Genomic DNA, 11,865 nt, shown 5'->3' with positions numbered 1-11,865 from the left:
CCCCGCCGGGGAGAGGGCTAGGATGGCCAGCGGGGGAGGCCGGGAGGGGGGCCCGTTTCCCGCACTTACACCTTGATCTCCTTGTTGAACCGCTCGATCCAGCCGGCGCGGTTCTGGTTGATCACCGACCAGTCGTGGAACACGAAGGACGCCTTCAGCTCCTCCTGGTCCTTGGCGATCATGCGGGCGATGTCGCCGTCCATCTGCACCTTGGCATTCGTCGGGATGACGTAGAAGGGCGCCTGCATCAGCTTGGTCTGAACCTCCGGCGCCATGGCGGATTCGATCAGCGCCGCGGCCAGCTTGGCGTTGGGCGAGTTCTTGGTGATGTGGGCGGTGGTCAGGAAGGCGATGGTGCCGGTCTTCGGCTTGGCGAACTCCACCGGTACGCCGCGGGCGCGCAGGATCTGGATGGCGTTGAAGTTGCCCGGCGAGATGTCGATCTGGCCCTGCTGGAACAGGGTGGCGAGCGCGCCGGGGTTGGGCGCCACGGCGCCGAGATTCGGCTGAAGCTCCTTGAGCGCGGCGAAGGCCGGCTCGATGTCGTTCTCGCCGCCGCCGCGGGTCTTCGCCAGCTCGACCATGAAGGCGGTGCCGAGCGTCGAGTTCATGTTGGTGATGCCGACGCGGCCCTTGTACTCCGGCTTCCACAGATCGTCCCAGCTCGTCGGCGGGGTCTTGACCTTCTCGGGGTTGTAGGTGATGCCGACCGCCTGGAAGAAGATGCCCGGCCCTTCCGGCAACTGCGCCACCGGCAGCAGGTCCTGGTAGTTCTTGCTGTCCGCGACGGGGAAGGGAGCGGCGAGATCCTGCCCGATCACCGACAGGCGCGGGCCGGGGTCCATCAGCATCACGTCGATCGGGGGGTTCGCCTTGGCGGCGGACACCTTGGCGATCATGTCCACGGACAGCATCGGGTCCAGCGCGATGTCGGCGTTGCCCGTGGCCTTGCGGAAATGCGGGACGATGACGTCGCGGTGGGCTTCCTCCCAGCTTCCGGTGAAGGTGGCGAACACCAGCTTGCGCGCCTGCGCCCAGCTCATGCCGGGGAACAGGGACATGGCGCCGAGCGTGAGGCCGGCGGCGAGGATCTGGCGGCGGTCGAGGGTCATCGGCAGGCACTCCAGGGGGAGGAGGAAAAGAGGGGGATGGGGTCAGGCGCCCGCGGGAACGGCGAAAGCGCGGCAGGTCTGGGGGGAGACGGGTTGCAGCCGGACCGGTGTGCCGGGCGTGCGCAGCGCGGCGCCGGCCACGCGTGGCTCGGTCACCTTCACCTGCCCGCCGTCGGCCGTGCGCACCTCGTAGACGACCACGGGGCCGAGCGGCAGGGCGAGGTCCACGGTGCCGGCGATCTGCTGGGGCGCCGCCTCGGTGGCGAGCCGCAGGTTCTCCGGGCGCACGCAGAGGATGGCGGGATCGCCGGCGGCCAGCGCGGCGTCGGGGATGACGGCGGAGAGCACGGTGCCGGCCTCCAGCGCCACCTCGGCGACGCTGCCGGAGGCGCGGACGACGCGGCCCCGCAACTGGTTGGCGCTGCCGACGAAGCCGTTGACGAACAGCGTGCCGGGGCGGTCGTAGACGTCCTCCGGCGTGCCGAACTGCTCCAGCCTACCCCGGCTCAGCACGGCGATGCGGTCGGCCATGCTCAGCGCCTCCTCCTGGTCGTGGGTGACCATGATGGTGGTGATGCCGAAGCGGCGCTGGAGCTGCTTGATCTCGATCTGCATGTCCAGCCGCAGATTCTTGTCGAGCGCCGCGAAGGGCTCGTCGAGCAGCAGGATGCTCGGCTGGATCGCCAGGGCGCGGGCCAGCGCCACGCGCTGCTGCTGCCCGCCGGAGAGCTGCTTGGGGAAGCGGTCGCGCATGGCGTCCAGCTTCACCAGGCCCAGCATCGCCTCCACCCGCGCCCGCACCGCGTCGCGGGCGGCCCCTCGCGCCTCCAGCCCGTAGGCGACGTTCTGTGCCACGGTCATGTGGGGGAACAGCGCGTAGTTCTGGAACACGATGCCGACGCCGCGCCCGGCGGGGGGCAGGCTGTCGACCACCCGGTCGCCAATGACGACGCGGCCCAGCGTCTGCGCCTGGAAGCCGGCGAGGATGCGCAGCAGCGTGGTCTTGCCGCAGCCGGACGGCCCCAGCAGGGCCACCAGCTCGCCTGCCTTGATCTCCAGCGTCACGTTGTCCACGGCGGTGGAGGCACCGAAGCGGTGGGTGATGCCGTCCAGCGTCACCGCGACGCCCGCGGGCTTCGCGGTGGCCTCCGCGGCGGCCTGCGGGGACGATTGGAGATGCGAGCGGGCGGAGTGGAGTGCGACCATGGGGCGTATCCTGGTAAGGCACACCGGCGGGGACCCCCGGTGGCGCGGCGCAGGACACAGGGAGAGCAACCCGCGTGCCACTCCAGCGGACTCAAGACCGGGCCGAACCCGAAGCTGCGCATACTCTGGTGTTCGCCGAAGGCCGGGCGTTCGGGCGCGGCGCGAAGCTGGGCAGACTGCCCGCCAAATATGCCTGAAATTTCAGCATGGCCCTGTCCTTGACCATGCTGCCCGATCTCTGGGCAAGGAGCGAGCGGTCGGGATCAGACGAGCTTGGCGGCCTCGCGCCAGGATTGGCCGGGTCCCGTGACCGGCGGCAGGGTCGGCAGGGGACAGGGACGCCCGTCCGGCAGGCCCAGCAGATTCACGGACACCACGCCGGGAAACGCGTTGAACGCATTGCCCGCGTAGTTGGCCGGGTTGTAGATCGGCACGATGTGCCACCACAGCCGGTAGCCGAAACCCTGGAGCATGGTGATGAGGTCGGCGGAGTGTTCCTCCCGGTCGTTCTCCAGATAGAGCGCCGGGCGGAAGCGGGCGATGCTTCGGGTGGCGCCCTCGATCACCAGCGCCTCCATGCCTTCCACGTCGGCCTTCAGCAGGGCCAGCCGGTCCAGGCCGAGGCCGTCGATCGTCTCCACCGGCACCGGCTCGCCGCTGATGGCGCCCATGCTGATGGCGCCGAAGTTGCCGGGCCGGCCATAGTCGGGGACCGGGACGGTCACTTGGCCGGGCGCGTTGCCGACCGCCGCCCGGTGCAGGACGACGTTGCCAAGGCCGTTGGCGGCGAGGTTGTGGGCCAGCAGCTCGTGCACCACGCGCTGTGGTTCGAAGGCATGGACCAGTCCGGTGGGGCCGACCGTCCGAGCCAGGGGGACGGTGTGCGCGCCGATGTTCGACCCGGCTTCGACCACAAGGTTGCCGGCCTCCACCAGCATCGCGGCGAGGCGATGTTCGGCGTCCGAGTATTCACCGTAGAGCGCGAGGGAGCGCCCGACATAGGCGTCGTTCGGAAAGAAACGCATCATCCCGTGCCGTCCGGGCCGCTCGGCGAGCGAGGGACGTCCGGTCTCGGCTGGCAGTATGACGACCGAGGGCGGCAAGTCCGGCAGCTCCGCGGCGACGGGGTCGCGGTCGCCGAGCGGCAGTTGCAGCAGCTTCGCCCCGACATGGGATGACACGGGATCGCCGGGGGCCGGCGGGAAGGGCTGGCCCGCCCCGGGGTGGACGCTGTCATGGACCAGCACGCGCCCCCGGATGCGCGGCCACACCCAGTCCGCCAGAAAGCGCTGGTCCTGCCAGCGATCGGCCTTCCGGTTGGCGGCGGTGTCGATGGCCGGCGCCAGCGGCGGCAGCCGGCCGGCCAGTCCGCCCCACATCCCGGCCAGGATCAGGTCGGTGTGCAGCGCATGATCGCGCATGACGTGGAAGGGCAGGCCGGACGTGATCCAGGCGTCCACGGCGGCCTTTTCCCGCGCGGTCGGGCGGGAATCGCAGTCACGGCACAGGAAACGCGCCACCGTCGGGTCGTCGGAGACGAGGAAGCGCCAATAGAGCCCGTGCGACGGTCCACTACCGGCCGGCATCTCGACCGTCTCGGCGCCGAGCCGCGCCAGTTCGTCCAGAACCGGGCGGGGAACGGAATCATCGTGGTAGAACCGGCAGATCCAGCCGGGAAAGAGGGCGGGCACCGCCCGGGCGTTGGCGATCGCGCCCAGCGTGTAGATGTCCCGGGTACCCCACAGGCTGAACGCGACCACGTTGCGGGTCCGGGAATCCTCGGTGCCGGAGGGAGGGGCATCAGGCGGGATCTCGGCGGCGGCGCCCGCCAGCTTGAGGGCCAGGGACTCGGCGGACCACAGGGCGGCCTCCGCCGGGTCGCGCCGCTCCAGCAGCAGGACGAGGGCGTCGCGCACGGTGACATGGCTGGGGTCGAGACGAGCGGCGCGGCGGAGGGCGGTCAGCGCCTCGTCCACATGGCCGCTCCGGCTCAGGGCTATCCCCAAGTTGTGCAGGGTGAACCCCTCCGCCGGGGCGAGGCTCAGCGCCCGGCGGTACATGCCGGCCGCCGCATCGAAGCGGTTGGAATCCAGCAGGGCGGTGCCGAGCAGGAAGGCCAGTTCGAAATCCGCCGGGCTGAGGGCGACGGCGCGCTTGAAGTCCGCCAGGGCAGGAATCTGCCGGAACTGCCGCAGATGCTCCTGCCCGCGCTGCTGATGGAGCAGGGCGAGCCGCCCGGTCATGTCCTCCCGGTCCGGAGCCAGGGAGCAGGCGTGCCGCAGGGCCGTGATGGCGGCGTCCGTATTGCCGGCGTGATGCTCGACCAAGGCCTGGAAATACCACGGGTCTGCGAGGTCGGGCGCCAGGGCCAGGGCGGGGTGCAGAGTCGCCCTGGCCGCGTTCCAGCGCTGCGCCGTGATCAGCGCCTTGGCGAGGTCGATGCGGTAGGCCGCGGCGCCGGGAGCCTCCTCGACCGCGCGGCGCAACCGGTCGAGCGCGGTGTCGAGACGGTTCATCTGACCCGCCAGCACCCCCGCCAGATGCAGGGCCGGCGCGCATCGCGGGTCGGCCTCCAGGATGCGGCCGTAGATGATCTCGGCGTCGTCAAGGCGACCGGACGCGTGGTGATCGAACGCGATGTCGAGCGCTTCTTCGATGGTCGCCATTCTGGGTCCTTCGCTTGACCGGCAGCGGACTGGGGCGGTGGGACGGAACCGGTTGCGCGCGGTGATAGCACAACACGCGGCGTTGCGCATGGGTCGTCCGTCCCGGTTTTCCCAACAGCCGCCAGCCGCCGTGCCGATTGCCAAAAGCGGACTGCCCATGCCACGGTGCGGCGCATGCGAAACAAGGGTGGGGTCGGGCGGTGGCGTCGGGCGGGATGCGCGATCTTCGGTTGGACTTTTTCCGCGGGTTGGCCCTGTGGTTCATCTTCGTGGACCATATTCCGGGCAACCAGATCGCCTGGGTGACGATGCGCAACTTCGGTCTCAGCGACGCGACCGAGGTCTTCGTGTTCATCTCCGGCTACACCTCGTCGCTGGTCTACGCGCGGATCCTGGAGCAGCACGGCTGGCGGTTCGCCGCGGCCAAGGTGCTGGACCGCTGCTGGACGCTCTACATCGCCTATCTCTTTCTGTTCATCGCCTTCACGGCGCAGGTCGCCTACACCGCGCGGGTCTTCGACAACCCGCTGTTCACCGAGGAAATGGGCATCGCCGGCTTCTTCGCCGATCCCGCGGTGTCGCTGGTCCAGGCGCTGGCGCTGAAGTTCCGCCCGGCCAACCTGGACATTCTGCCGCTCTACATCGTGCTGCTGCTGTCCCTCCCAGTGGTGCTGCCGGTGCTGCGGCGCTGGCCGCTGGCGCTGCTGGCCGGGTCGGTCGCGCTCTACGCGGCGGCGCGCCTCCTGGACTGGAACCTGCCGACCTACCCGGACGGCGGCGTCTGGTTCTTCAATCCCTTCGCCTGGCAGCTCCTGTTCGTGCTGGGGGCCACCATGCAGCGGCTGCCCAGGGCGGCGGCGGCGCTGACGAAGCGGCGGACCGCGCAGCTGTGGTTGGCGGGGGGATACCTGTTCGCCTCGCTCCTGCTGGTGATCTCCTGGCAGATCGCGCCGATGGCTGCGCTGATGCCGGTGTGGCTGGCGGAGATCCTCTACCCGATCAGCAAGACCGACCTTGATTTGCTGCGGCTCGCGCATTTCTGTGCGCTGGCCTACGTCGTCCTCCAGGTCGCGCGCATCGACAGCGCTTGGCTGCGCTGGCCGGCGCTGGCGCCGGTGATCCTGTGCGGGCGGCAGTCGCTTCAGGTCTTCTGCCTGGGCATCTTCCTGTCCTTCGCCGGCCAGACCGTGCTGAACCACTGGTCCGCCTCGCTTTTGGCCCAATTTTCGGTCACACTCGCCGGAATCGCCGTGATGGTGGCCGCCGCGCGGGTGCTGACCTGGTATCAGTCCGTGGGACGGCCGCCGCGCCAACCGGCGTCCGCCCCGCCCGCGGCCTCCGCCGCCCCACTGGCCCCTGCCGCCAAAGCCCCAGCCAAGGACCCGAGCGCATGAAGCGCGCGACCGTCTTGACCCTGGCCGTCCTCGCGGGACTCACCGCATCCTCCGGCATGGGCGTCGCGCAGGCGGCGTCGCAGACACCCGGCGATCCCTGCGCCGTTCCGGAAAGCGTCTACACCGTCGATGGCGCTCTGCCGCGCGCCTGGGAGCGGTTGAAGCGCGGCGGCGCGCTGCCCATCCTGGTGCTGAACTCGGCAGGCTCGCGCCCCGACACCGCCTATCCGGCGCTGCTGGAGAAGGAATTGGCGGCCCGGCTGCCCGACCGCAAGGTCAGCGTGACCGTCCGCAACGCGCCGGGGGCGACCGCGCAGGAGATGCTGCCCGTCCTGAACCGGGAACTGGCCTCCTCCTCCGCCTCCCTGCTGGTCTGGCAGGTGGGGACGGCGGACGCCATGCGGAACATCGGACCCGACAGCTTCGGGGAGGCGCTGGGCCAAGGCATCGCGGCAGCCCAGAGGCGCGGCGCCGACGTGATCCTGATGGACATGCAGTACAGCCCGCAGACGGCGCAGCTCATCACGTTCCAGCCCTACCTGGACTATATGGAGTGGGTGTCGCAGGACAGCGACGTGGTCCACTTCCCCCGTTTCGAGATGATGCGGCATTGGTTCGAGGACGGCCGCGTCGGCTTCACCCCCGATTCCAAGGAGGAAAAGCTGCAGGCCTACCAGTTCGTCCACCGCTGCCTCGGCCGCATCCTGGCCGACACCGTGTCCACCATGATCGACCGCGCCGGGAGACCCGCTCCGTGACAGGCACGCCCGCCCCCCGGACCCGTGGCCGGAGGGCCACCGTCCTCTCCGCCGCCCTGCTGTCCCTCGTCCCCTTCCTCGCCGGCCTGACCGCCACGCCCGATCCGGTGCGGGCGGCGGCCTGCGCCGTGTCGGTGCAGACCGCCGACCTCGCCGTGCCGCTGCCGCGCAGCGCGCGGGCGCTGGCCGCCGGCAGGCCGCTGCGCATCGTTGCCATCGGCTCCTCCTCCACCGCCGGGGCGGGGGCGAGCGCGCCGGAGCACAGCTACCCGGCGCGGCTGGCCGAGCATCTCGGCGCGCGTTACCCCGGCCTCGCTTTGACCGTCCTCAACAAGGGCGCCAACGGGGAGACCGGGCCTGACATGCTGAAGCGGTTCCGGCGCGACGTGCTGGACGAGGCCCCCGATCTGGTGATCTGGCAGGTGGCGGCCAACACCGTCCTGCGCGGCGACGATCCCGACGCGGCGGAACAGGTGATCCGCGACGGCGTGCGGACGCTGAAGGCGGCCGGTCTGGACGTCGTTCTGATGGACCTGCAATACGCCCCGGCCATGCTGGCGAAGCCCCGGCACGGGGAGATGGAGGAGCGCATCGCCCGCGTCGCGGCGGAGGAGGGGGTTGGCCTGTTCCACCGCTACGCGGTGATGCGCCAGTGGGTGGAGACGCGGCAGGCCGCCATGGACGATCTGGTCGGGCCGGACGGCATCCACCAGAACGACTTCGGCTACGATTGCGTGGCCCGCACACTGGCCGCCTCGCTGCACGACGCCTTCAGCTTGCGGACTGCGGGGACGGTGCCCGCGCGTCCGTGAGGGGCATTGCCCCCACCCCGGCCCTCCCCCGCTGCGCAGGGGAGGGAGAGAGGCGCGACGCGGCGGCAGTTCCCTCCCCTGCGTCAGCGGGGGAGGGTTAGGGTGGGGGCCAGCGGTGGCGGAACCCCAGTTCCCGCTCCAGAAACCGCGCGCAGCGCAGCAGCCGGTCCTCCTCGTAGGGGCGGGCGATGAGTTGCAGGCCGATGGGCAGGCCGTCCGCCGTCCAGCCGCAGGGGACCGACAGGCAGGGGAAGCCGACCAGCGACACCGTGTAGGTGATCGCCAGATAGTCGATGATGGTGGACAGGCGGAAGCCGTTGATCTCCGTCACGTCGCCCTGGGCGTTGGGGAAGGGCGTCACGCTGGCGCTCAGCGTCATCAGGACGTCGTGGTCGCGGAAGAAGGCGGCGAATCGGCGGTAGAGCGCGCTGCGCTGGGCCTCGGCGCGCAGATAGTCGGCGGCGCTCAGCCCCTTGCCCCGCGCGATGTTCCAGGCGACCGACGGGCTCAGCCGGTCGCCGTCCTGCTCCAGCGTCCGGCCGTAGGTGTGGAAGATGTGCGCGGCGCGCAGCGTGCCGAAGGCGGCGCCGGCCTCCCGGCAGTCGGGCGTGGCCTCCACGAACGCCCCAAAGCGGCCGTCCAGCCCGCGCATCACCGCCTCGAACCGCTCGGCCAGCCCGAGGTCGATCAGGGCGGAGCCGAGGTCGGTGCTCCAGGCCACCCGCAGCGACAGCGGGTCGAGCGCGTCGAGGTCCGGCACCGTCCATTCCGGCACGGGAAGGGAGGTCGGGTCGCGCGGGTCCGGCCCGCTGACCGCGGCCAGAGCCAGCGCGGCGTCGGCGACGTCGCGGGCGAGGAAGCCCTGCGTCGCCAGCCCGTCCCAGGCCAGCGCGCGGCCCGGGCTGGGGATGCGTCCCGGCGTCGGGCGCAGCCCGACCACCCCGCAGAAACTTGCCGGCGTGCGCACCGAGCCCCCGAAGTCGGTTCCCTGGGCCAGCGGTACCAGCCCGGCGGCCACCGCCGCGGCGCTGCCGCCGCTCGACCCGCCGCTGGTCTTGTCAAGGTCGTAGGGGTTGGCGGTCGGCCCGCACAACTCGTTGCCGGTGATGGCGCCGAAGCCGAACTCCGGCGTGTTGGTCTTGCCGACGATGATGGCGCCCGCCGCCTTCAGCCGGGCGACGCTGAGGTCGTCGGTGTCGGGGATCAGGTCGGCGTAGAGGGTGGAGCCGTAGGTGGTGCGCAGCCCCGCCGTCAGCGTCAGGTCCTTGACGCCCACCGGCACGCCGTGCAGCGGTCCGAGCGGCGCCCCCGCCTCGACCCGCCGGTCGGCCTCCTCCGCGGCGGCGAGGGCCGCGTCGGGAGCCACGGTGATGAAGGACTTCAGCCCGCCGTCCAGCGCCGCAATGCGCTCCAGGCTCGCCGTCACGAGGTCGCGCGCCCGGAAGCGGCGGGTGCGCACGCCCTCCGCCATGTCGGCGGCGCTGAGGCGGAAGAGGTCGGGAGCGCTCATGGGCACACTCTCATGGGGCAAGGCCTCCGGTTGCGGCGGGCGGAGTTTAGAATGGCAGGACCGGGGCCGGCGAGCCCTTGGGACGCGCCGGGGCGGGCAGGCCGCAGGGCAGGAAGGCGCCGCGGCCCGGCTCGGCCAGCAAGGCGCCGTCGCGGCAAATCACGTCGCCACGGGACAGCGTGACGACCGGCCAGCCGGTGACCTCGATCCCTTCATAAGGCGTGTAGTCCACGTTGTGGTGCAGGATGCCGTTGGTGATGGTGACCGTGCGGGACGGGTCCCAGAGGGCGATGTCGGCGTCCGCCCCCACCGCGATGGTGCCCTTGCGCGGGTGCAAGCCATACATGCGGGCGGGGTTGGCGGCGGTCAGCTCGACGAACTTGGTCAACTCCATCCGGCCCTTCATCACGCCCTCGGAGAACAGCAGCGGCAGGCGCGTCTCGACGCCGGGGATGCCGTTGGGGACGCAGCGGAAGGGCGCCTGCTCGCCATGGACCTTCTTGCCGCCCGGCCCGTCGAAGCGGAAGGGCGCGTGGTCGGAGGAGAAGACCTGGAAGGCGCCGCCGGTCAGCCCGTCCCAGATCACCTTCTGGTTCGCGGCGTCGCGTGGCGGCGGCGAGCAGATGCACTTGGCGCCCTCGAACCCCTCTCCGCCAAGATCGTCGGCGGTCAGGAACAGGTATTGCGGGCAGGTCTCGGCGTAGATGCGCAGGCCGCGCCCCTGCGCCCAGCGGATCTGCTCCACCGCGTCGGCGCCGGAGACGTGGACGATCAGGATCGGCACGTCCACCAGCTCCGCCAGCGAGATGGCCCGGTGGGTGGCCTCGCGCTCGGCCACGCGGGGGCGGGAGACGCCGTGGAAATAGGGGGCGGTCTGGCCGGCACGCTCCAGCTTCTCGGTCAGCCAGGCGATGCAATCGGCGTTCTCCGCGTGCATCATGACCATGGCGCCCTCGCTGCGGGCGATGTCCAGCACCTCCAGGATCTGGCGGTCGTTCAGCTTCAGCGCGTCGTAGGTCATGTAGATCTTGAAGGACGTGTAGCCCTCGCGGATCAGCGCCGGCAGTTCCTGGCCCAGCACCTGCTCGGTGGGGTCGGTGACGATGAGGTGGAAGGCGTAATCGATCAGCGGCTTCCCGGCGGCGCGGCGGTGATAGTCGTCCACCGCGGCGCGCAGCGTCTTGCCCTTTTCCTGGCAGGCGAAGGGCAGCACCGTCGTGGTGCCGCCGAAGGCGGCGGAGCGGGTGCCGGTCAGGAAATCGTCGGCCATGACGGACCCGTCGCCGGTCGGCTGGTCGAAATGGACGTGGCCGTCCACCCCGCCCGGCAGGACGAGCAGGCCGGCGGCGTCGATCTCCTCCCGCCCGGCGGCCAGCCCCTCGCCCAGCGCGGCGATCCGCCCGCCGCGCACGCCGACGTCGGCCTTGAACACGTCCGACGCGGTGGCGACCGTGCCGTTGCGGATGACCAGATCGAAGTTCATCGTCGTTTCTCCCATCGTGACGCACCGGCCCCCACCCCGGCCCTCCCCCGCTTTCGCAGGGGAGGGGACTGATCTCCCTCTCCCGCGAAGCTCTCGCGCAAACCAAAGGTTTGCGCTGACGCGGCAGGCGGACCTTCGGTCCGCCGAGAGCGGGGGAGGGTCGGGGAGGGGGCAATACTTCCCTCAGCCATGCAGCTCGCGGAACAGGCTGCCCCAGCCCTCGACGCGGCGGGTGTCCACGCCGGTCATGCGCAGCGCCTTCCACACCACCGTGGACACCGTGTCGTAGACGGGGATGCCCAGCGCCTTCTCCATGCGCTCCGCCACCGGGGCGCCGCGCATGTTGGTGCAGATGATGGCGATGGCCTCCGGCTTCGCCTCCGCGACCTCCATGCACATCCGCTCGATGGTCTTCTCGGTGACCTCGGAGAAGGAGAAGTTGCCGCGGTCGTTCAGGTGCCGCTCCGCGACCACCTCGAAGCCGGCGGCGTTGTAGTTGGCGACCATCTTGTCCTGGATCTCGTCCAGATAGGGGCTGACGATGGCGAAGCGCTTGCGCCCGGTCGTTTCTAAAATCTCGTTCAGCGCAAGCATCGAGGTGCAGGCGGGAATGCCGGTTTTGGCTTCGATGGAGGCGCAGAGCTTCTCGTCGGCCGCAAAGCCCAGCCAGCCGGCCGAGGTGCCGTTCCAGCCGATCACGTTCAGCCGGGCGTCGGCCAGCAGCCGGGCGGCGTCCAGGAAGGGCGCGTCGGTGAACTGGTCCAGAGCCGCGGCGCGCAGCGAGATCTCCTTCACCGTGAAGCGCCCGAAATGGGCGGTCACCTCCGGCAGGCCGCTCAGCATCGCGGAGGTGACGGGCTCCAGCACCGTGTTGGAGGAGGGGGTCAGCATGCCCAGAAGGACGCGGTTGCTCATATCCATGGT

General features: G+C 70.7%; 9 protein-coding genes. 3 read left to right on the top strand and 6 right to left on the bottom strand.

The annotated features are described in order from the left end of the window. Positions 1-65: 65 nt before the first annotated feature. The 3 genes from FHW79_RS10665 to FHW79_RS10655 form a co-directional block, all read right to left on the bottom strand. Positions 66-1,112 carry an ABC transporter substrate-binding protein gene (locus FHW79_RS10665; protein WP_183178900.1) on the bottom strand — a complete coding sequence of 349 codons (1,047 nt, stop codon included), beginning with the start codon at positions 1,110-1,112 and terminating at the stop codon, positions 66-68. Between the two features lie 42 nt (positions 1,113-1,154). After that, positions 1,155-2,318, bottom strand: coding sequence for an ABC transporter ATP-binding protein (locus FHW79_RS10660; RefSeq protein ID WP_211108220.1), 1,164 nt, complete (start codon positions 2,316-2,318; stop codon positions 1,155-1,157). A gap of 263 nt (positions 2,319-2,581) precedes the next feature. After that, positions 2,582-4,984: an FkbM family methyltransferase gene (locus tag FHW79_RS10655; protein WP_183178899.1), complete on the bottom strand. Its 2,403-nt coding sequence runs from the start codon at positions 4,982-4,984 to the stop codon at positions 2,582-2,584. Positions 4,985-5,199: 215 nt separating this feature from the next. Here FHW79_RS10655 and FHW79_RS10650 point away from each other — a divergent pair, with 215 nt between their 5' ends. From FHW79_RS10650 to FHW79_RS10640, 3 genes are read left to right on the top strand one after another with little or no spacing between them, the layout of a single operon-like run. Then, the gene (locus FHW79_RS10650) at positions 5,200-6,378 is read left to right on the top strand and encodes an OpgC domain-containing protein (protein ID WP_211108219.1); all 1,179 of its coding nucleotides are present in this window, start codon (positions 5,200-5,202) and stop codon (positions 6,376-6,378) included. Next, complete coding sequence (locus tag FHW79_RS10645) at positions 6,375-7,136, top strand: GDSL-type esterase/lipase family protein (protein ID WP_183178897.1); 762 nt, start codon at positions 6,375-6,377, stop codon at positions 7,134-7,136. Before FHW79_RS10650 ends, FHW79_RS10645 begins: the two co-directional genes overlap by 4 nt. Further along, positions 7,133-7,948, top strand: coding sequence for a GDSL-type esterase/lipase family protein (locus FHW79_RS10640; RefSeq protein ID WP_183178896.1), 816 nt, complete (start codon positions 7,133-7,135; stop codon positions 7,946-7,948). The genes FHW79_RS10645 and FHW79_RS10640 overlap by 4 nt, the downstream gene beginning before the upstream one ends. Before the next feature lie 97 nt (positions 7,949-8,045). On the opposite strand, the gene FHW79_RS10635 is transcribed toward FHW79_RS10640, so the two are convergent. The 3 genes from FHW79_RS10635 to FHW79_RS10625 form a co-directional block, all read right to left on the bottom strand. Further along, a complete protein-coding gene (locus tag FHW79_RS10635) occupies positions 8,046-9,458 on the bottom strand; it encodes an amidase (protein ID WP_183178895.1) in 1,413 nt (470 codons plus the stop codon). A 46-nt stretch (positions 9,459-9,504) separates the two neighbouring features. After that, positions 9,505-10,941 carry a dihydropyrimidinase gene (gene hydA, locus FHW79_RS10630; protein WP_183178894.1) on the bottom strand — a complete coding sequence of 479 codons (1,437 nt, stop codon included), beginning with the start codon at positions 10,939-10,941 and terminating at the stop codon, positions 9,505-9,507. 183 nt (positions 10,942-11,124) lie between these two features. Further along, positions 11,125-11,856 (bottom strand): aspartate/glutamate racemase family protein, encoded by a 732-nt coding sequence (locus tag FHW79_RS10625; protein ID WP_183178893.1) that lies wholly within the window; start codon positions 11,854-11,856, stop codon positions 11,125-11,127. Positions 11,857-11,865: the final 9 nt, after the last annotated feature.

It is taken from the genome of Azospirillum sp. OGB3 (assembly GCF_014192915.1).
Classification (GTDB): Bacteria; Pseudomonadota; Alphaproteobacteria; order Azospirillales; family Azospirillaceae; genus Azospirillum.
Note: the sequence above shows the minus strand (reverse complement) of the source record. Positions and strands in the feature narration are given on the sequence as shown.